This window comes from Prevotella sp. tf2-5 (assembly GCF_900115435.1).
GTDB lineage: Bacteria > Bacteroidota > Bacteroidia > Bacteroidales > Bacteroidaceae > Prevotella.
This window is the reverse complement of record NZ_FOWK01000005.1, coordinates 101,774-122,981: the sequence shown is the minus strand read 5'-3', so window position 1 is coordinate 122,981 and position 21,208 is coordinate 101,774. Positions and strand designations below refer to the sequence as shown.

Here is a 21,208-nt window from a genome sequence, read left to right as displayed (position 1 = left end):
TTATTTGATATTATCTACAAAACGGAACAATCTGTTCCAACGGATCCCAGAGAAGCCATGACGATCAGGATCACTGCTCCACCAGATGAAGATGGGTTTACCCACGATATGGTCTTCTGGTACAAAGCCCCAGTAACGGGAGTCGAGAGAGTTATGACGATTGTCGCCCATCATCCAGTAGTAGTCGAGTTTGAAAGTATAAGAGGTGGCTACTTGACCATTAATCAGGATCTTTCCGTCTTTCACCTCTAATGTATTTCCCTCATAGGTACGGATACAGCGTTCATAGATAGGTAGGTTAGCCATTGTCAGTTGAATGCTTTTGCCTTTTGCAGGAATCCATATGGGACCATAATTGTCGCGGGTCCAGTGTAAATTACCATTGAGTGGATAGATATCCAAGTCACTGGCATCGGTATTCAGTTCAATGCTCTCCACCAGTTCACGTCGTTTCAGTTCTGCAACGGCAAATTTAGTCAAAGGCATATACCCTGTAGTATTTAGTGAGGTAAGGTCTTCCATCGTGATACCCAGGTCTTTCATGACATCATCATCCAATCGCTCACGAAGTTTTACCTTATAAGTGTATTGTACGTTATCAGGTTCTTTATTTGCTTTGCCATCAAGGTATATGATATGATTTTTGATTTGGAGGGTTTGTCCTGGCAATCCCACACAACGTTTCACATAATTCTCACGACGATCTGTCGGACGGGTGTCAATCAAACCATATTCTGCTTGGTTGCGGATAATCTCACTACGTCCTGCCTGATAGATAGCATTGAAGTATCTGGGTAAGTCTTCCTGTGACAAGGAGTCTGGGTTTGGACGTTGTGGATACATCTGATATCCCAGTGAGTAACACATCTGGTAGAAGTCGTATGGCTGGTATTGTGGAGCACTGCATATGGTATCACCAGCAGGATAGTTGAACACGACTATATCGTTCAGCTGCACCTTTCCCAGACCTTTCACTCGGCGATAGTCCCAATGGGGCCATTCAATATAGCTTTTACACTGGAATAGAGGAAGGGTATGCTGTGTCAGGGGCATCGTCAATGGTGTCTCTGGGATACGTGGTCCATAGCTCACCTTCGATACAAAGAGGTAGTCGCCCGTCAATAATGATTTTTCCAGTGACGAAGAGGGAATCACATAGTTTTGGAAGAAGAACAGGTTGATAAAATAGACGGCGACGAGAGCGAATACCAAGGCGTCTACCCATGACATCACGAACTTGATAGGTCCTTCAGCGTCTTTCCACCATTGCCATCGTATCTTCTTGGAGATATAGACATCATAGATAAACGGTACGACGAGCAATCCCCACCATGACTTTACCCAATAGAGGAACAGCAGGTAGAGTACCAGTACGACAATAAACTTCGCCCACTGGACTTTCATATTCAGTTTTTTCTTTTCCCTTTTTTCCATTGCTAAAAACCAATTTGCATAGATATGACGCAATTATACGGCTGTAAGTTGCATCTTATGCTGATATTAACCTAAGTTTTAAAATTTAAACATATCACTGATGGTGAGCAGTCCTTGATGTTCTTTCGTATATTCAGCAGCCAAGACAGCACCTAAGGCAAATCCCTTACGACTATGCGCATCATGGGTAATAGTAATTAAATCGGCATCTGAGTCGTAACGGACGGTATGAATACCCGGCACCTCGCCTCGACGGATATGATCGATACGTAGATATTTAGGATCTGTGGTATCTTCCTTCCACGCCTCCTTACGGTCGATGTTCTCTACAATCTCCTCGGCAAGAGTGATAGCGGTACCACTGGGATGATCGAGTTTATGTACATGGTGTGTCTCCTCCATCTCCACATCATATTGTGGGAACTGGTTCATTATCTTCGCCAGATATCGGTTGACGGCGGAGAAAATGGCAACGCCAATACTGAAGTTAGAAGCCCAGAAAAGTGTCTGTCCCTCTTCAGAACACATACGACGAACGTCATCACCATGTTCTTTCATCCAACCTGTGGAACCAGAGACCACTTTTACGTTGTGCTTGAAGGCTCGGAGGTAGTTACCGTATGCAGCCTGTGGTGCAGTAAACTCTATGGCAACATCTGCACTTTTGAAGGCGTCACTGTCAAAATCCTCTTGATTGTCAATGTCAATGATACTTACAATCTCATGGCCACGGTCGAGGGCGATTTGTTCTATCATCTTACCCATTTTACCATAGCCGATTAATGCTATTTTCATAATGTTTGCGTATTAATACGGTGCAAAGATACGCATTTTCAAAGATAAATCACTGATTTGCAACAGAAAATAACAGAAATTGATTATCTTTGCAGCAAAAATATTTGTAGTTATGATTAGAATAATAGAAAAAGGGAAGTGTTTCATCATGATGGTAGCTGTCATGATGACGGTAACAAATACTTACGCTCAAGAGAAAACCGTACCATATTTGGAGCTCAACCAGTTGCCAAACCTGTTTGTCATCATGCCAGCCCCACCCGCTTTTGACAGTCCAGAATTCTCTAATGATATAGTACGCTATTGTTGGGGAAAACGGCAGCGACAGAATGAGAAAAGGCTGGCACAGGCGATTGCTGATGCCGAATGGGATGATCATGCCAAAGCTTACTTACAGTGGAAAGATGCCTTTGGACTGGAGATCAATGAGACTAATACTCCAGAAATATGGAAATTAATGGAGACGAGTCTTGCCACAACAGACCCCATGCGCAAAGAGACAAAGGCATTTTATAAGCGCCAACGTCCTTTTGATCGTTATGACGAATCAATGCCCTCACATGAGGAGAACAAATTACGAGGAGATGGTAGCTATCCCTCTGGTCATAGTCTGCGTGGATGGACCATCTCATTGCTATTGGCGCAAATTGCGCCAGAGCGTGCATCCCTGATTTTCAGTCGTGGCTGGGACTATTGTAACAGCCGTGTCATCGTAGGTGCCCATTGGCAGAGTGATGTCGATGCCAGTCGTACTGCTGCCAGCGTTGGTTTTTGTGCCTTACAGGGTAGCAAGGAATTTATTACCCAGATGAAGAAGGCTCAGAAGGAGTATAAGAAGGCTGTAAGCAAATTTCAGGAAAAATAATAGAAGCGGATGACATAGAACCCTTGATGAAACTCATCGTCTTTCTCGGGCTTCATCATCTCGGTAATAATCTGGTAATCCCTGAATGAGTCTACCTTTACCGTCCCGTTGGGAAGTTTCTCCTCAGCGATATGATAGCTGCCATTCATGTCGACGAGTCCGTAAGCCAGTGCTTTCTCTATGAAGCGGTTGGCATCATCCTTGTTTTTGAAACACATAGCAGCCTGTTTGGAAGTGTCTTCCTGATAGTAGAAATAACAAGCATGGTCAGAGGTACAGATGATATGATAGCCATTCTCCAGTTTCTCTACTTTCTCGATTCCCCATCCGTAGAAGCTACAACTTCCATCTGCGTCTCCTTCCTCAGCGACCTCCATGTCTTCATGGAAAAGAAAGGATAGTCCACATTTCTCTGCAGTCTCTTTGTAAGGGTTTTTGAGAAGGTCAACGAAGTTGTCAAAAGACAGTTGTTCAAAAAACTTTTCAAACGCAAGATCTTTTTCCTGTGAGGTCTCGACGACCAAGCTGTCCTTAGCGATTGTCAAGGAGTCTGCACCTCTTTCTGCTGGTGCTTTCTTGTTGCCGCATGACAACAATATGAGTGTCATGGTTAAGAGAATATAATTTCTTTTCATTTCGTATAAATTTTTAATTATTGTGCTTGACTTTCTGCCAGTTTCTTAGCTTCTTTCTCTCGTCTTTTTGCTTCTTTTTTGGCAGCCTTCTCTGCTTTCTTTTGTTCCTTCAGAGCCGCTTTCTCCGCTTTCTTCTGTTCCTTTAGAGCCGCTTTCTCCGCTTTCTTCTTTTCCTTCTCTGCCTTTTGCGCCGCTTTCTCTTCGTCGCTCTTCTTGTCGAAGAGATGGAAGCGGATACCGGGTTTGATCTTTGTCTTTTTCATCTCATCGGTATTGGTGAAGGAGAAAGAACAGAGGATATCGGCAAGTTTACCTTTCATATTGATCTTACCCTCGGCTATAGCACCGTCGCTCACGATATGGGCAGCGATATTGCTGAACCTGATGCCTTCAAGCCTGGACTCTTCGACGAGGGCATCGACTTGACCGATAGGTAGTTTGCCACCCTTAAGGCGACGCATCTGTGCCGTACGAGGTTTGGAGATATCGAAACGGAAGCCTGCACTGCAGGAGGTCTTGCCAAGTCCTGGGTAGTCCATCGCCTTTCCTAGCTCAAAGTCCCGCGTCTTCACATGTCCCGTCAGGTATTTATTGAGTCCGTCCAGTTGGAAGACGAAATTAAGACTGCCACATGCCGTACCTAATGTACCCCGGAATTGTACTTTCTTATATAACACATTGAAAGAGCCAGTATAGTGGATGGTACCCAAGGTATGTAGTTGTTTCATCATGAACTTCCTGACGGTGAACTGGTTGATGATTCGCTCCTTGGAGTTTCCCTGTACAGTTGTCTTATGAATATTGAAATGGACATTGAGCTTGTATTTATCCTTGAGTCCCTCAATACCACCGTCGGCTCTGACTTGCAATTTGTTGTCGGTAGTTTTGACGATGACATCGCGGAAAACGAGTGTACTGTCGGTTCCACTGAATTTAGTACTGAGCCAGAGTGGCAGTTTGAAGTTTTTCAGGACGGGGGCGAAAGGCTTGGAGATATCAGTGAGCAGGGTGGTACCTGTAATATCAGAGGTGTGGAAGAGGAAGGGGCGTCCTTGTTTTTTACTGGGCAGCTGTATCTCGCCCTTCGCAAAAGTAAGTTTGGTATTCTTCATACATACTACGGCATCGCTGATGTACAATTTCTCCGCTTGTTGTTTGAATCCCAGATGGAGATCGGTGATATGCAGTCCAGAAGCGATGTCGTTGACATCACACTCAAGGAGTTTGCCGCAGATGCTGTCTTTGTCTGCATGAGTCAACTCCGCTTTAAGATGTGCCACCACATTCATGTGACCATTGTCATACCAGCCCCTTTTGGGTTTGTTGACTCGCTTATGGGGCAGATGGTTGTCGGTGGACCAGTGAACACTGTCAATGGCGATGGTACGTTTGTTGTCATTGACTTCCTCATAAGTGATGGCATCGACAAGCAGGTGGTTGTCAACACGTGTGGAGTCGCGTTTCTTGATATGCACCCATGAGCTTTCCACCTGTCTTAGTTCTCCAGAGTATCTTCCCTTCCAGTTCTTATGCAGTCGCAGGGATCCCAGAGAGGCATGTTTGTCGTTAAAGACAAGGTCGACATCTTCGATAATCAGGTTGTTGAGATCAAGGGAGAATTTCTTCTTAGGTTTGTCACTCTCCTCTTTTTTCTTTTCTTTCTCCTTTTTAGCGGAAGGTTTGAAAGCATCCAGGACGAACTGGTAATTTGCCACACTGTCGGGAGACGAAGGCTTATAGAGTTTGGCGTGTAGCCCAATGAGTTTTACTTCCTCTAAGATGACTTCCTTAGAGAAAAGCAGTGGCATCATCTTGATCTCGGCATTCAGTTGTTTCATCTGGAGCATGGGTCGTTGCTGCTGGTCCTCCAGCATCAGATGATAGATTCGGATATCATCAGAGAAGAAACCGATACGGATACTGTCAATCTCCACCTTTGTCTGCAGTTTCTCCTGCAGCATTTCAGTGGCGTACGCCAATAAGCGGTCTTGGATTGACGAGGAATTAATAAGACTGACGGCAGAGACGATTAAAACGACAAAAATGACGGCAATGATTGCTATTACCTTAACAGTTCGGAGGATGAATTTCAAGATGAGGTTCATTGTTTTATAGACTTTTCGTTTGCAAATATAGCAAATAAAATTTAAAAGAGGCAGATGGTCATCATTTTTTTGTATCTTTGTGCCATGAGAACATTCCTGTTATTCTTTCTTTTAGTCGTGTCGACGTGTCATTTGAAGGCACAAAACGACTTGCTGGAGGCAAAGTCTCCAGTGACCAGTGACGGCTATGCTTTCTGGGTGTACACCCCACAGGACTATAAGATATACCAACAGACGACACCTGTGATATTATTCTTACATGGAGCAAGTCTGAGGGGTACCGACCTCTATCGTGTCCTGCGCTATGGACCCTTGGATGCTGTAAAGAGGGGATTGGAGATTCCTGCTATAATCGTCGCTCCTCAGAATCCCAAGGGTCATTGGGAACCACGTAAGTTGAACGATATTCTGGAATGGCTTCAGAAACATTATGTATATAATCCGCAAAGAGTATATGTGATAGGTATGAGTCTCGGTGGCTATGGTACCCTTGATATGGCGGGTACTTATCCTGAGAAGATAGCCGCAGCCATGGCACTCTGCGGAGGTAGTACGTTACGAAATTATGACGGACTGGGACAACTCCCTCTATGGATTATCCATGGTACTGCCGATAAGGCGGTGAAGGTGGAGGAGTCACAGAAAATCGTCGACCAGATGAAGGCACGCCATATCGACCAGCGGTTGCGTTATGACTGGGTACGTGGCGCCTCCCATGGTGATCTGGCACGCTATTTCTATCTCTCCGACACTTATGACTGGTTGTTCCTGCATACACTCGTCGAACCACAGCGTCCTGTCGACAGGAATGTGGAGATGACAACTGACGAGAAAGAGGGAGCCTATCAGAGAATTAAGAAGCGGAAAGGGGAGTTGCCTATCCGTTGAACATTGAAAAATTGCTAACAATCGTGTTAAGTTGCAAAATATCAAGGTATTTTACCAGATAATTTGTATCTTTGTGCCGTTGTAGCAATCAAAACGCCTATGATGAAGATATTACTATTCCTTTTCCTGCTAATAAATATGGGAGAAAACGCTTTTGCCCAACAACGAGGGAAAGCGACATTCTATACCCGTAAATGGGACGGCAGGAAAACGGCAAGTGGAGAACGGCTATATAACGACAGTTTGGTATGCGCTCACAAGAGTCATAAGTTCGGTACCCTGCTGAAAGTGGTGAACCCAGCCAATGGCAAGGAAGTAATTGTGAAGGTAATCGATCGCGGACCATATATGAAAGGACGTATCATCGACCTGTCGATTCGTGCTGCACGAGAACTGGGTATCCTCTCACAAGGGGTGGCGATAGTAGAGGTATCTGTCTATCGGAAACCAACAGAGGTTCCCTATAAACCTGAAGACTATGAGCTTCCAGAGATAGAGCTGGAGTCCACTACGGGTGAGTCGATTATCCCGCAATGGCAAGACTCTGTGGTGGTAGGCTCAGAAAACAAGAAAAAATGAAAAAAGTACATATCATCGTTGCCTGTCTGTTCTTCTTGACAGGATGCACAGGGAAGAAGACCCCTGTTGCCGTAACACCAGATTCGACAGAGACAGAGGTCCCCATAGCACAACTATTCTATCCTGATACTTCTTATGCTTCTGTGAAGAGCGTGGAGTATATCGTGGATCATGGGGACTCTCTTCCTGCCGACCTCAAAGATCTAGACGACCGTTATGAGAAAGCGAATGGTATCTTCGCTTTCCGTAAGAACCTGCATAGGGACGCCAGCTTCGGGGGTAGGGTAAAGGGTACGCCCGATACTGTCATCATTGCCTGGGAGTTTGCCACAGCCTATGACACTACCCATACCCGTTTCGGCACTTGGGGGGGAGGCTCCGGATGGACAGGGCAACCGCTTTATATACACTGGACAGATGAGCAGACGGCATTGTTCAAGAAGTCATCACCAGGACTGACACCAGACTTCGGCAACGAAGAGATTATCGTCGGCTCGCTCTGTGGAAAGGGCTATTTCATCAATTACCAGACGGGAAAGGCATCACGTGAGCCCCTCGACTTGGGGAATGTGGTGAAAGGGACAGTCTCCCTTGATCCGGAATACTATAATCTCTATGTCGGACAAGGTGTGCCCCGCCAGGCAGGACCTTTTGGTTGTCAGGCGTTTGATCTGCTGAAACATGAGCGTACCTTCTTCTTCGGTCCTGACCCGAAGGCATGGCGTGGATGGAATGCCTTTGACTCAAATGCCATCGTGGCAGGAGGCTATCTGTTCTGGTGTGGTGAGAATGGCAGTGTGTATAAGTATGAGCGCAGCCAAGGCTCCCTTCGCCGTGTGAGTGTCATGCGTTATAAGGTTGGCGGTATGGCACCAGGTATCGAGTCGAGCTTATGTGTCTATCGTAACTATGGGGCATTCTCAGATAACAAGGGAAATGTCATTTGTATCAACCTCAACACGATGCGCCCCGTATGGTATTATAACAACCACGATGACTCCGATGGCACGATGGTGTGCCGTGAGGAGAATGGAACACCTTATTTATATACAGCCTGTGAGGTAGACAAGCAAGGGGAGTCGGGTATCAGTCATTTCATCAAGCTTAACGGGCTAGATGGTTCGTTGGTATGGGAACAGAAGATCCCCTGCCGGCGTATTAACCTGCCGGGTAAGACCCTTGACGGTGGAATGTATGCGAGTCCGCTGATAGGAGGTGGTGACTGTCAGGACATGATTTTCGCGAATATCTGTCGTAATGGTGCCGCTAAGTCTGCTGGTGAGTTGACAGCCTTCAGCACGAAAGATGGCTCCATCCGTTATACTGTGCCTTATGGACAGTTCGCATGGTCGTCACCAATCCCGTTCTATAACGAGAAAAACGAGTTGTTTATTTTTGCCGGTGATGCTTCTGGCATCATCCGTATCATCCGCGGTAAGACGGGTGAGGTGGTCTGCAAGAAGGTGGTAGGCTCCAATTTCGAGTCATCACCCATTGCCATCGGTAACACGGCGGTCGTAGGTTGTCGTGGGAATAAAATCTATAAATTCATCATCCAATGAAAAAGCTATTAGTACTTATATTACTCTCCTCCCTTCTCGCTCCTCTCTCCTCTTACGCCCAGTATGACCTGCTGTCGGCAAAGAAAGGAGTCATCAAGGGCAACTATAACTTTTGGGTATATACACCAGAGGAGTATTATTATACACAAGAGACGACCCCGCTGATTATCTTCCTGCATGGAGCCAGTCTCTGTGGGCATGACCTCAACCGTGTGTTGCGCTATGGCTCTATTGATGCGGCACAGATGGGACTTATGATTCCTGCCCTGATCGTCGCTCCCCAGAACCCGGGAGGATGGTGGAACCCTCATAAGCTTAACGAGATATTGGAATGGATGAAATTACACTATGTCTTCGACGAGTCAAGGGTTTATGTGCTGGGAATGAGCCTGGGAGGCTATGGTACGCTGGACTTCGCAGGAACCTATCCTGATAAAATAGCAGCTGCCGTCGCCCTTTGCGGGGGTAGTACCTTGAAAGACTACCGTGGATTGGGAGAACTGCCCTTGTGGATTGTCCATGGCACTGCCGACCGTGCCGTTTCCGTCCATGAGTCACAGAAGGTGGTGGCAGGTATGAAGACCTTAGGTATCACCAGTCGTTTACGCTATGAATGGCTTCCTGGTGCCTCCCATGGTGCTTTGGCACGTTATTTCTATACCAGCAAGACGTACGAGTGGTTGTTTCAGCACACACTGAAAGACCCTTGGCGACCTGTCAATACGACCATAGACATCACAAAGACCGACCTTTCCAACGCCTATCGTGAGTTCCAGCACCGTACTGACCAGTTGGAGCGGGAATTGGACTATGAGCGATAATTTTCCGAACCTGTTGATATGTATATCAATTATTATTATTACCTTTGCACCCCGAAAAAGGTATAGTCTTGAAAATGAAAAGAATAGGATTGTTGATATTATGGGGTATGTGGTTGTGTGGAGCGATACATGCACAGCTACCCTGTCATGTCGTCTTATTAGGTGATTCCAATACTTTCATAGGAGGTGATGCCTGTGACAAGCCCCAGGGATGGAACAAATGGTTTAAGGATTTCGCAAAACCGAAGTCGTGTCGTAGTTATGCCCGCAGCGGGGCTACATGGACACATACTCCGAATACTGTTCTTGACATGGAGGAGAATATCGGTGTGTTGGGTGACAATAACGTTGTCTATAACCAGGCGATGCGTCTGTTGACCGCTGTCTTGTCAGGGGAGCAGCCGACTCCTGATCTGATATTGATCATGGCAGGCACCAACGACCTGTGGTTTGCTGACAAACGACCAGACTGTTTGAAGTTAAGAGCCTCTGATATCTATAAGTATCCTGTAACGACTATCTCTAATTACAAACCTTCAGAGCTGACGCAGTTGTCACAATGTGTATGCTATGATTGTGAGCTATTGAAGGAGGCTTTTCCAAAAGCACGTATCATCCTGATAACACCCCCACAGAATAATAAGACAGACTTAAATGACCAGCATGACGTGGGTACCCATATCCAATGTTGTGCGGAAGTGTTGGGGCTGGACTGCATTCGCCTGGACAAAGCGTATGACGTTTTCTATGGTCCTGATATGATTCGTGCAGGATACTCGAAGGACGGTGTACATACCACAGTGAAGGGGGCGAGAGTGTTAGGACGATATATTTATGAACAAGTGCAGAAGTTGCTGCAACAATAAGATAGTGACATGGTATTCTCGGATCTTTTTTTCCTCTTTGTATTCCTTCCTGCCTTCCTGCTGTGCTACCTTATAGCCACATGGGTAGACCAGAAATGCCTGTCGGATGAGGCTACGCACAGCAATCGTGCGAAGAACCTCATCCTGGTATGTTTCTCCCTCATCTTCTATGCATGGGGCGAGCCTGTTTATGTGTTCCTGATGCTTTTCTGTGTCTTCGTGAATTACCTGGTGGGCTTAGGCATCGACCGTTCGGAACAGTATCGCAAGGCAATCCTGGTGATAGGCTTGATACTCAATATCGCCATCATCGGCACGTTTAAATACCTGGGATTCTTTGCCCAGTGTCTGTGTGACATGGGTATCGAAGTGGCAAAACCGAATATCGCACTGCCTATAGGTATCAGCTTCTATACCTTCCAGTCTATCTCTTATCTGATAGATGTCTATCGTAGGGAGTCACCGGTGCAGCGTCGCTTTCCTGACCTACTGCTGTATATCTCCATGTTCCCGCAGCTGATAGCAGGACCTATCGTCCGCTATGGCACGGTGGCTGACGAGATACATCACCGTCGGGTGAACGCTGCCGATTTCTCGGACGGACTATACCGTTTCCTCATCGGACTGGGTAAGAAAGTGATTCTTGCCAATCAGTTGTCGGAGATCTCTGACCAGTTCCTGGTAAACGGACTGAACTCGCTGACGATGGCTGGTGCATGGATCGGTATAGTCGCCTTTACCCTGCAGATTTATTTCGATTTCTCAGGTTATTCTGATATGGCGATAGGACTGGGACGTTGTATGGGATTCCATTTCAACGAGAACTTCCGCCATCCGTATTGCTGTAACTCCATCACTGACTTCTGGCGCAGATGGCATATCTCGTTAGGTAGTTTCTTCCGTGACTATGTATACATCCCTTTGGGTGGCAATCGTCACCATCAGGCAGTGAACATCCTCGTGGTGTGGTTCCTGACGGGTATGTGGCATGGAGCCAGTTGGAACTTCATCATCTGGGGTGTCTATTTCGGACTGATCGTCATGCTGGAGAAATACACGTTATTGAAAGTTCACGACCGAATCCCTGCTGTCTTCCTGCATATCTATAGTATGCTGCTGGTCATCGCGGGATGGGGCATCTTCTATTTCGACAACTTCGACCAGATGATTGTCTTCTTCCAGGCGTTCTTCGGTAACGTCACCTCGTTCTATGACTTTGTCGACGAGAGTGCGTTGCTTGACAATTTCTGGTTGTGGGTCATCGCCCTGTTCTTCTGTCTGCCTGTCCGTACGACGGTAGGGGAGTGGACAGACCGCCTGCTGGGCGACTCACCGTTGAGGACGATGGTCATCTATACCTCTCGTATCATCCTGTCGGTAGGTATTCTGATACTCAGCACCGCCCTGTTGGTGGGTGCCACGAATAATGCGTTTATTTATACAAGATTCTAGATAAAATAAAGAATGATGAAATATTATAAGACACTTCGATGGATTGGTTTGTTGTTGATGATTCCTGTGATGGTCTTTGCCGAGCAGGCACGTCTGACCCGTTCGGGGATTATCATAGTAGGCAGTGGGGAGCATGTGCGAGCCTTTGAGCCGTTCCGTGGTTCCTTGGATGGCGGACAGGGCTATGCGGATGCCGTCAACAGGTATAAGAAGACTTTCGGGGATGCCGTTAATGTGTATTGTATGATAATCCCTACAGCTGTCGCCATCTACTGTCCTGATGAGGCTAAGGAATGGACTAAGGACCAGCGCAGCACGGTCCGTAATATCTATGGAAGACTGTCTGACTCCGTGAAGGCGATCGATCTCTTTGACACGATGGATAAGCATGCCGGCGAGGATATCTATTCACGTACCGACCACCACTGGGCTCCCTTAGGCGCCTATTATGCCGCCCAGCAGTTTGCCTCCCTTGCCGGTGTCCCCTTTGCCGACTTGTCGACGTACGAGAAGCATGTCATTCACGACTATGTGGGTACGATGTACCGTTTCTCAAGGGATGCGGCGGTGAAGAACGCCCCGGAGGATTTTGTGTATTATGTGCCGACGGATGTCGACTATACCACCACATATATCCGCTACCAGTTAGGTAAGAACCGGAAGGTGGTCAGCGAGAAAGCCCCCGAGGAGGGTCATTTCTTCTACGACTATGAGGATGGCAGCAGTGCCGCCTATATGACCTTTATGCATGGTGACCTGAATACCACGAAGGTGAAGACCTCCACGCGGAACGGTCGTCGCCTGCTGATCCTGAAAGACAGCTATGGCAATGCTATCCCTGCCTATCTGTTTCATTCCTTCGAGGAGATCCATGTGGTGGACTGTCGCTATTTCACGAAGAATATTGTGCATTATGTGCAGAAGAATGATGTCACCGATATCCTTTTCGCCAATAATGCGGGGCATGCCTATTCGGCAGTCACCCATCAAGCGTATAACCGTTATCTGGAGCAGTAAGTCATGAAACATTATATCTATATTGCCGTCATCGCCCTCGTCTTCCTCGCCTTTGCCGTGGTCTTCGACACTTTTCCGCGCAGCACGGTGTCGGAGCTGGAGAAACGTGAGCTCGCCACCTTCCCGGAGTTCTCATGGGAGCGTCTTGCCGACGGCTCGTTTACGAGTGATGTCTCTACGTGGTTCAGTGACAGCGAACCGTTCCGTGATGTGTTCATGACACTCAGTATGCAGGTCAAGGACCTCATCGCCATCGCTCCTTCAGAGGATAATGTGAAGTTCCAGGCTGGTGATATGGAACTGGAGAAAGGAGAAGGAGAGGAAGGAAATGGGAAAACGGCAGCCAACAGTCCTGAGCCCAAGGACAGTATGACCATCGACGAGTATGAGAACCATATCAATGCTGATGAGAATGCGAAGATAGCTAATGCGGGTATCATCATCGTTGGTAAGGGCGATAAGGTACGTGCCCTGATGGCGTATGGCGGTGGTCCCAAGGGGTGTGTGGGTTACGCACAGGCTGCCAATAAGTATAAGGAGGTGTTTGGTGACAAGGTGAATGTCTATTGTATGGTGATCCCCACCGCTGTCGAGTTCTATTGCCCCGACAAAGCGAAGAAGCGTACCAACCAGCAGCTGCCCACCATCCGTAATGTGGTGGCACACCTCGACCCCGGGGTGAAACCGGTTGATGTGTACACGACGTTAGGAAAACATGCCAACGAGGATATCTACCTGCGTACCGACCACCACTGGTCACCCCTCGGCGGCTATTATGCCGCACAGGAGTTCGCCCGTGTGGCTGGTGTTCCTTTCAAGGACCTCTCCCATTACGAGCGACGGGTCACCCACGGTTATGTGGGCAGTATGTATGGCTATTCGAAGGATATCTCCATCAAGAATGCCCCGGAGGATTTCGTCTATTATGTCCCTCAAGGGGTGGAGTACACCACGACCTATACCAACTATACCATCAACAAGAACTATCAGGTGACGGGGGAGGGTAAGCCCTTCACGGCTCCTTTCTTCTTTAAGTTCAAGGACGGACACGGAGGCGCCTACTGCACAATGATGGGAGGTGACACCAAACTGACACAGGTGCGTACCTCTACCCATAACGGTCGTCGAGTGATCATCCTCAAGGACAGCTTCGGTAATATGCTGCCAGGCTACCTGTTCTTCTCTTTCGAGGAGGTGCATGTCATCGACTCCCGCTATTTCACGAAGGATATCATCGCTTATGTGGCGGAGAACAAGATTACGGATATCCTCTTCGCCAACAATATCTTCAAGGCATACAGCAGCCATACCTATGGCTCTTACCTCCGCTTCCTCCATCAGCAGTGGCACCGCCCAGGGGCTTCTCCTGAGAAGGCAAAGGGCGACAGTACGGTGAAGCATAAGGAGCAGTCTGCCCCCAAGAAGCAGGAGCCTGCGGAGAAGACTGAGCCCGCAGAGAAAACGGAGTCCGCTGAGCCTGCTGACAAGGTGAAGGCTCCAGCTCCCGTTGAGTGACAACCATCAACTTTAAACCATGAACATATTTACATCTTTGTGCCTGTTCTGTGCTATGGCACCGTTCGGGAAAGGTCAGGTGACTGTCAAGAAAGTGGCAAGGAATGCCGTGCGTGTCCAATATACTGAGAAGGCTGTACAGGATACACTGCCCGACTGGTTGTATGTGAGCCATCAGGAGGTGGACAACGACCTCCAGGTGGAGGTGGACAACACCCAGGGCATCGTCGTCGTCAAGACCCCTGACGGCAGACCGGTGTTCAAGGCTACCCGTCATCAGCTGAAGAACGGAGGGGCTACTCTTGCCGTCGCTTCACCGAAGGACGAGTATCTCTATGGTCTTGGACAGTTTCAGGACGGACATCATAACATCCGAGGACTCTCCCGCCGACTGACACAGGTCAACACACAGATATCCATCCCCATGCTGATCTCCAGCAAGGGCTACGGACTGTTATGGAACAACTACGGACTCACGGAGTTTAACCCTGGTGCGGCAAGTGTGACTCTCCGACGTAAGAAGAACCAGCGGACGGCAAACAGACAGGTCGTCAATGTCACCTCTACGGAGGGTGGCAGACAGGAGGTCCGTGAACAGTATATCTACGGGACGACGCTCTCCGTCAAGAAAGAGGGCGACTATGCCCTGCTCCTCGACGTAGGACAGAAGATGGCTCGCCGCCACCATCTCACTATCGACGGACAGGTGGTCATCGACATGCAGAACCTTTGGTTGCCGCCTACCGCCTCAGCCATCGTACATCTCAAAAAGGGAAAGCACCGTCTGATGGCGGAGCTGTCGAAGGGTGACCAGCCTGTCGTCTACTACCGTCCTGTCACTGATGAGACGGTGTTCCAGTCACCCATCGCACAATGTGTGGACTATACCGTGTTCATCGGTACCCCTGACGAGATCATCTCTTCCTATCGGGAGCTGACCGGCAAGGCTCCGCTGATGCCACGCTGGGCGACGGGTTATATCCATTGCCGGGAGCGTTTCCATTCCCAGGATGAGATCCTGCAGACCGTCGACCGCTTCAAGAGGGAGGAGATGCCTCTTGATGTCATCGTGCAGGACTGGCAGTACTGGGGGAAATATGGATGGAACTCCATGCGCTTCGATGAGGACCATTATCCTGATCCTCACCTGATGACGGACAGTCTGCACCACAGGGGTGTCAAACTGATGCTCAGCGTATGGTCGAAGATCGACAAGAACTCGGAGGTGGGAAAGCAGATGGTGCAGGAGGGACATTATATCCCGGGTACCGACTGGATAGACTTCTTCTCTCCGACAGCGGCACAGGCATACTGGCGTAACTTCAGTGAGCGTCTGCTGCCGATAGGTATTAGCGCCTGGTGGCAGGACGCCACTGAACCGGAGAATGACGACCTGGTGGGACGACGGGTGAATAACGGGAGATGGAGTGGGGAACTGGTTCGTAATGTCTATCCCCTGCTGGTCAACAAGACCGTCTATGAGGGACTGCGTCATGACCAGCCCTTGAAACGTCCGATGATCCTGACTCGTTGCGGATTCCCTGGCATCCAGCGTTATGGCTCTGCCCTGTGGTCTGGTGACGTGGGCAACGACTGGGAGACGTTCCGTCGGCAACTGACGGCAGGACTGGGCATGCAGGCTGCCGGTATCCCTTGGTGGACGTATGACGCTGGCGGTTTCTTCCGCCCTGGCGACCAGTATACCAGCCAGGACTATATCGAGCGGATGCTGCGCTGGATAGAGACTGCCGTCTACCTGCCCTTGATGCGGGTACATGGTTATATGAGTAATACGGAGCCATGGAACTACGGCAAGGAGGCTCAGGATATCATCAAGGAGTGTCTGATGGAGCGTTATCGCCTGCAGAGCTATATCTATACGGAGGCAGCGGCAGTCACCAACGAGGGCTCCACCTTCATGCGACCGCTGGTCTTCGACTTCACCCATGATGAGGAGGCGTTACGACAGGACCATGAGTATATGTTCGGCAAGTCTCTCCTCGTCAGTCCTGTCACGGAGCCAGGGGTGACGACATGGAGGACATACCTGCCCCAGAGTGTGACAGGGTGGTATGACTATCGCACAAACCAGTACTATGACGGTGGACAAACCGTCACCACCTCTGTCGACAAGGCTCATATCCCTGTCTTTGTGCGTGGTGGCAGCATCCTTCCGCTCGCCGTTGATCCTTATGTCGCCTCCAAAACCTTGCATACCCCGTTGGAGATAAGGGTATATCCCGGTGCTGACGTGACATATACGCTCTATGAGGATGACGGATATACCAATGAGTATGAGCAGGGAGCCTGCTCACGCATCACCTTCCAATGGGATGAGCATCAACAGCAACTGACCGTCGGGGAGCGTCAAGGGTCCTTCCGTACCATGCCCCAGCACCGCCAGTTCGTCATCACCATGCCCAACGGCAAGTCCACCACTATTAACTATCAGGGGAAAGAGATAACGGTTACGAAGAAGTATCTCCTATGAAAGTAAATTCAGTGTGTTTACTCGGTAAATTCAGTGAATTTACTCACCAAATTCAGTGAATTTACTGAGATAGGAGATATTGGAATAAAAAGCAACTAACAGGGGTGTTTTACGAAGGCGGCACCTCCTGCCCTCGAAGGTGCCGCTTCCTCGGGTCGAAGGCGGCACCTTCAACGGTCGAAGGCGGCACCTTCGAGGGCAGGAGGTGCCGCCTTCATATATCGAGGTCGTTTCTCGGAAACCACTCACGTTCGAAAATGCTCAAAGACTACGAGTACTAGCCTGAGCACCTAAAATATTAGAAATGAGCGAAGAAATTTGGCATTTTACTCACTTATTCGTATCTTTGCACCCAAATAACAAACCAAAAACTATGAAAAGAAGCAATTTATTACTGATACTGCTGCTGTTGATGACGGCAGGTGTACAGACAGTGAGAGCCGACGTACCAGATGATATGAAATATACATCGGTGGATAGTTATGACATTACTACCTGGGACGGTTTCAGCCTGTGGGACGGCAAGTCGATGATGAATTACGTTGATGAGAACGGTCTGATCTACATTACGAATGCCGCACAGCTGGCAAAATATGCCTATGACTTATATAACAGTAGCGCTTTTAGTGGAAGGAACGTCTGCTTGGACTGCAATATCGACTTGGGTGGTTATAAGTTTCAGATAGCCCGAAACGGTGGAAACGCCTATGGAACAGGTGATGTCATGGTTTGTTTCGACGGACAAAACCACATCATACGCAACGGCAAGGCTTTTTCTGAAACAGCTAATCTTGTGTTTAATCATTATAACGGTCTCTTTTCTGAGATTAAATATGCGCGTATCCAAAATCTCATAGTGGACAACTACACTATAGAAATAGGTGACTATGATGATTTAACAGACAGGAATGCATGCGGAGTCATCTGTGGCGATGTTGATATATGCACGAACCGTCCCAATAGCGTCATCAGCAATTGCCGTGTGATGAACAGCAGTGTGACAGGCGACATCGAATATGCCGGAGGTATCATAGGCTATGGAGCCTGTGATTTTTATGACTGTGCTGTTATCAATAGCACCATTAGAACCCTCGACGATACTGCGGGCGGCATTGCAGGAGGTATCAACACTTTGGACATAAACAAAACAAAGATTTCCGGAAACCGCGTCATCAATTGCTCCGTCACTGCCAAGGACGACCATGCAGGCGGTCTTATCGGCTTCATTCAAGCCAACCTGACCATCGAGAAAAACTATGTGCAGAACTCGACGGTAAAGATTGAAGAAGGGGACCATGTCGGTGGTTTGGTGGGAAGAATGGTAAGTGCAGGGACTGAAGGTTACTATTCGTTCACAATATGTAAAAACTGGGTGGATGCTACTGTCAGTGGAAACGGAGAAGCCGTCAAGGGAGCCGTCATTGGCAAATATGATATACACAACACAATTACTAATGTGGCATATAGCAATTACTGGAACCAGTCTAAGTGCAACCTTGACGCTGTGGGCAATGATGGGACGAATGCTCAAACATACGAAGGAATGACCGCACAGCAGATGACGAATGAGATGTATATCAGCGGATTCACCAAATGGGCACATGTGTACCCCATGCAGCAAGATCAAACCACCAGCGACATCGTTGTCACAACAGCCGATCAGTTGCGCCAGATATCCGACCAGGTGAAAATTGGTTACACCTACGAGGGGCGCACTATCCGTCTTGCCGACGACATCGACGTTAGCAATGACGCCAACTGGGAGCCCATCGGGTGTGCCAGTGCGGACAACTCGCAAATTCATCCGTTTATGGGGCGCTTCGATGGTCAGGGCCATACCATCAGCGGTCTGAAAACCACGGGGACCTCCTACGACTATCGAGGGCTCTTCGGATTGGTCATCAATGCGCATATCTCTAATGTGCAAATCACTGGACCTAACATCAGTACCGACGGAAAATATGTCGGTGGCGCAGTGGGCTGGGTATATGGCGGCTCCTGCTATGTGGGGCAGGTCATGGTGAACAATGCTACGATTACAGCCAAAAGCAGCGCTGGCGGTGTGATGGGCAGGTCGAGCGACGATGCCTACAGCACGATAGAGGATTGTCAGGTTTGGGGCACGAGCACGGTGAGAGCCAGTCAAGACGATAACGATACGGGTGCTGATGGCTGGTCGGGCGGAATAGTGGGTAACATGCACGATGGCGAGATCACGGACTGCGGCTCGACATCCATTATCCTTGGCAAGAAAACAGGTTTGGTGGGTGGCTGCGAGCATGCCATAACCATTACCCGCTGCTATGCTGTATCCTATAATAACACAAACTTGGTCAGCGTGGGCATGAATAACGCCACCATCACCTACTGTCCTGCAACGGTTTCTATTGGCGAGGGCATGAAGAGCACGTTGGGTACCGAGAAATGGTATTACTTCAGTAATGGCGACCGTTACCCCATACCATCGGCACTTAAAATCTACGTGGATGACACGGGCATTGTCGTTGATAACAACGGTGTGGTGTATGAAGCCAACTACGATGGGGGAAATATATCAAACTATGATGTCATAGGCTATCAAGGTGCGGGAGGCGCCGTTGTTATTCCAGACGCTATAAACAATGCTCCTGTGGATTGGGTTTACAGAAAGGCATTCAGCGGCAACGAGACCATCACTTCTATCACCATTGGCAACAATGTGAGAGCCTGCTATTTTGAAGATCTTCCCAACCTGACGAGTCTGGCGTTAGGATCAAAGGTAGGAGCTGTTAATACCCAACTTTACCCTAGTAACCCTGGGAGAGAGATGATCAAAAAGTGCCCTAAGCTCACCACCATCAGTGTAAATGAAAACAACGCGAACATGATAGTAGTTGACAACTTGCTCTACAGTAAATGGACATCGATAGCAAACCCATCTTCTGATGCATGGGAACTGTTGCGCTGTCCTGTCAAAAAGGCTGGCGAGTTGGAGTTGCCATCTTCGATTAAAGATAAATATAATTATCCTTATAATGTGGAGGCCGTGAGCAAGTTGGCCTTTGAGGACTGCAACCTGCTGACGGGCATCATCATGCCTGAAACGCTGCGGGATGGTGCACAGAATCCATCGCCGTTCAATAACAATACCGCCCTGCAGTATCTCGACCTGAGAAAGTGTACCAACTGGACTACAGTATGGAACACTAACCGTGGGGCGGATGCCACCGGTTTCTTTACCAATGTGCCCGAGAAAGTGCTCATCTATCTGCCAGAAGAACACACCTTGGCAGATTCAAAATATGGTCACAACGTGATTATTGGCAGTACGGCACAGGGCAAGCAGGGTGAGCAGTCCATCACGCTGACTGACGGTGTGGACTTCTGTCCCAAGACGGACTTTACGGCACCCAATGGTGTTACTAATGATCGCATACTCGTACCCTACGCCCAGCAAGACGGCGACAATGTTGTAAACACTCCTCGCGGCTATACCGTCTGTCTGCCATACGCCCTGACGCTCTCGGACGCTAATGTGAAGGTCTATATGCCTTCAACCTCAGCGGTTGAAGCAGGAGTCACGACCATCACCTTCGAGGAAGTGGAGGGTGGCAGCATGGGGGCTAACAAACCCTACTATGTGGTGGTCAGCAGCGGTACGGCAAGCCTTTCGACAACCGCCAGTGTATCCTTTACTAAAGGTCAGACGGGCGGTACGAACAGTGGGTCCATCAGTGGCTATGAATTCAAGGGTACGCTGGTCAAGATTCCGAACGCACAGCTCTACGATGCAGACAAGCCTACTTACATCCTGCAGAGAGACGGCAAGTGGCATAAGGTGCCAAACGGTGTGGAGGAAGCCTTCATCGGTTCCTATCGTGCCTACTTCCAAGCTACCTCGGCTGGTGCCCGCGAGTTGAACATGGCCATCGACGATGGAGAAATAACCGACATCAAGCAGATACGCACCATCGACGCTGACGGTACAGAGCACTACTATGACTTGAACGGTCGTCTGTTGCCAGGCAAGCCTAAAAAGGGTGTTTATATCTGGAATGGCAGGAAATATGTAAGCAAATAAAGCATGGAGGACGCAAAGATGAAAAAGAGATATCAAAAGCCTACAACCCAGGTGGTTCTGTTTAAGAATAGTTCCTTTTGTCTGCTCACAAGTCCATTAAAAGGCTCATTCGATGATAGCAAT

15 protein-coding genes are annotated in these 21,208 nt (G+C 48.5%); 11 read left to right on the top strand and 4 right to left on the bottom strand.

All coding sequences use genetic code 11. From position 1 onward, the window contains the following. Both lepB and dapB read right to left on the bottom strand, forming a co-directional pair. A complete protein-coding gene (gene lepB, locus BM257_RS07010; protein ID WP_092070240.1) occupies window positions 1-1,434 on the bottom strand; it encodes a signal peptidase I in 1,434 nt (477 codons plus the stop codon). A gap of 78 nt (window positions 1,435-1,512) precedes the next feature. After that, complete coding sequence (gene dapB, locus BM257_RS07005; RefSeq protein WP_092070237.1) at window positions 1,513-2,229, bottom strand: 4-hydroxy-tetrahydrodipicolinate reductase; 717 nt, start codon at window positions 2,227-2,229, stop codon at window positions 1,513-1,515. Between the two features lie 112 nt (window positions 2,230-2,341). On the opposite strand from dapB, the gene BM257_RS07000 reads away from it, so the two are divergent. Next, window positions 2,342-3,094: an acid phosphatase gene (locus tag BM257_RS07000; protein WP_092070234.1), complete on the top strand. Its 753-nt coding sequence runs from the start codon at window positions 2,342-2,344 to the stop codon at window positions 3,092-3,094. Here the strand turns inward: BM257_RS07000 and BM257_RS06995 are convergent. Beyond that, window positions 3,082-3,729 carry a hypothetical protein gene (locus tag BM257_RS06995; RefSeq protein WP_143096790.1) on the bottom strand — a complete coding sequence of 216 codons (648 nt, stop codon included), beginning with the start codon at window positions 3,727-3,729 and terminating at the stop codon, window positions 3,082-3,084. The genes BM257_RS07000 and BM257_RS06995 overlap by 13 nt on opposite strands. Before the next feature lie 17 nt (window positions 3,730-3,746). Then, window positions 3,747-5,834 (bottom strand): AsmA family protein, encoded by a 2,088-nt coding sequence (locus BM257_RS14805; RefSeq protein WP_177216043.1) that lies wholly within the window; start codon window positions 5,832-5,834, stop codon window positions 3,747-3,749. Between the two features lie 84 nt (window positions 5,835-5,918). Here BM257_RS14805 and BM257_RS06985 point away from each other — a divergent pair, with 84 nt between their 5' ends. From BM257_RS06985 to BM257_RS06940, 10 genes are all read left to right on the top strand, one after another. Next, window positions 5,919-6,722, top strand: a complete 804-nt coding sequence (locus BM257_RS06985) for a carboxylesterase family protein (RefSeq protein ID WP_092070548.1) — start codon at window positions 5,919-5,921, stop codon at window positions 6,720-6,722. 99 nt (window positions 6,723-6,821) lie between these two features. Beyond that, window positions 6,822-7,301, top strand: a complete 480-nt coding sequence (locus BM257_RS06980; RefSeq protein ID WP_092070228.1) for a septal ring lytic transglycosylase RlpA family protein — start codon at window positions 6,822-6,824, stop codon at window positions 7,299-7,301. Next, the gene (locus tag BM257_RS06975; protein ID WP_092070225.1) at window positions 7,298-8,863 is read left to right on the top strand and encodes a PQQ-binding-like beta-propeller repeat protein; all 1,566 of its coding nucleotides are present in this window, start codon (window positions 7,298-7,300) and stop codon (window positions 8,861-8,863) included. Before BM257_RS06980 ends, BM257_RS06975 begins: the two co-directional genes overlap by 4 nt. Then, window positions 8,860-9,684, top strand: a complete 825-nt coding sequence (locus tag BM257_RS06970; protein WP_092070222.1) for a carboxylesterase family protein — start codon at window positions 8,860-8,862, stop codon at window positions 9,682-9,684. The genes BM257_RS06975 and BM257_RS06970 overlap by 4 nt, the downstream gene beginning before the upstream one ends. Before the next feature lie 74 nt (window positions 9,685-9,758). Continuing rightward, the gene (locus BM257_RS06965) at window positions 9,759-10,550 is read left to right on the top strand and encodes an SGNH/GDSL hydrolase family protein (protein ID WP_092070219.1); all 792 of its coding nucleotides are present in this window, start codon (window positions 9,759-9,761) and stop codon (window positions 10,548-10,550) included. A 9-nt stretch (window positions 10,551-10,559) separates the two neighbouring features. Then, window positions 10,560-12,002 (top strand): MBOAT family O-acyltransferase, encoded by a 1,443-nt coding sequence (locus BM257_RS06960; protein ID WP_092070217.1) that lies wholly within the window; start codon window positions 10,560-10,562, stop codon window positions 12,000-12,002. A 12-nt stretch (window positions 12,003-12,014) separates the two neighbouring features. Continuing rightward, entirely contained in the window at window positions 12,015-13,019 is a 1,005-nt protein-coding gene (locus BM257_RS06955) for a DHHW family protein (protein ID WP_255405616.1), read from the top strand. 3 nt (window positions 13,020-13,022) lie between these two features. Beyond that, window positions 13,023-14,534 (top strand): DHHW family protein, encoded by a 1,512-nt coding sequence (locus BM257_RS06950; protein ID WP_092070214.1) that lies wholly within the window; start codon window positions 13,023-13,025, stop codon window positions 14,532-14,534. A 19-nt stretch (window positions 14,535-14,553) separates the two neighbouring features. Continuing rightward, on the top strand, window positions 14,554-17,025 hold the full coding sequence (locus BM257_RS06945; RefSeq protein ID WP_092070211.1) for a glycoside hydrolase family 31 protein: 2,472 nt from the start codon (window positions 14,554-14,556) through the stop codon (window positions 17,023-17,025). 373 nt (window positions 17,026-17,398) lie between these two features. After that, the gene (locus BM257_RS06940) at window positions 17,399-21,085 is read left to right on the top strand and encodes a hypothetical protein (RefSeq protein WP_092070208.1); all 3,687 of its coding nucleotides are present in this window, start codon (window positions 17,399-17,401) and stop codon (window positions 21,083-21,085) included. Window positions 21,086-21,208 lie beyond the last annotated feature (123 nt).

What these genes read in the sequence shown, in the direction of transcription:
- lepB (WP_092070240.1), bottom strand. Translation starts at nt 1,434, where the DNA reads ATGGAAAAAAGGGAAAAGAAAAAACTGAATATGAAAGTCCAGTGGGCG.
- dapB (WP_092070237.1), bottom strand. Translation starts at nt 2,229, where the DNA reads ATGAAAATAGCATTAATCGGCTATGGTAAAATGGGTAAGATGATAGAA.
- BM257_RS07000 (WP_092070234.1), top strand. Translation starts at nt 2,342, where the DNA reads ATGATTAGAATAATAGAAAAAGGGAAGTGTTTCATCATGATGGTAGCT.
- BM257_RS06995 (WP_143096790.1), bottom strand. Translation starts at nt 3,729, where the DNA reads ATGAAAAGAAATTATATTCTCTTAACCATGACACTCATATTGTTGTCA.
- BM257_RS14805 (WP_177216043.1), bottom strand. Translation starts at nt 5,834, where the DNA reads ATGAACCTCATCTTGAAATTCATCCTCCGAACTGTTAAGGTAATAGCA.
- BM257_RS06985 (WP_092070548.1), top strand. Translation starts at nt 5,919, where the DNA reads ATGAGAACATTCCTGTTATTCTTTCTTTTAGTCGTGTCGACGTGTCAT.
- BM257_RS06980 (WP_092070228.1), top strand. Translation starts at nt 6,822, where the DNA reads ATGATGAAGATATTACTATTCCTTTTCCTGCTAATAAATATGGGAGAA.
- BM257_RS06975 (WP_092070225.1), top strand. Translation starts at nt 7,298, where the DNA reads ATGAAAAAAGTACATATCATCGTTGCCTGTCTGTTCTTCTTGACAGGA.
- BM257_RS06970 (WP_092070222.1), top strand. Translation starts at nt 8,860, where the DNA reads ATGAAAAAGCTATTAGTACTTATATTACTCTCCTCCCTTCTCGCTCCT.
- BM257_RS06965 (WP_092070219.1), top strand. Translation starts at nt 9,759, where the DNA reads ATGAAAAGAATAGGATTGTTGATATTATGGGGTATGTGGTTGTGTGGA.
- BM257_RS06960 (WP_092070217.1), top strand. Translation starts at nt 10,560, where the DNA reads ATGGTATTCTCGGATCTTTTTTTCCTCTTTGTATTCCTTCCTGCCTTC.
- BM257_RS06955 (WP_255405616.1), top strand. Translation starts at nt 12,015, where the DNA reads ATGATGAAATATTATAAGACACTTCGATGGATTGGTTTGTTGTTGATG.
- BM257_RS06950 (WP_092070214.1), top strand. Translation starts at nt 13,023, where the DNA reads ATGAAACATTATATCTATATTGCCGTCATCGCCCTCGTCTTCCTCGCC.
- BM257_RS06945 (WP_092070211.1), top strand. Translation starts at nt 14,554, where the DNA reads ATGAACATATTTACATCTTTGTGCCTGTTCTGTGCTATGGCACCGTTC.
- BM257_RS06940 (WP_092070208.1), top strand. Translation starts at nt 17,399, where the DNA reads ATGAAAAGAAGCAATTTATTACTGATACTGCTGCTGTTGATGACGGCA.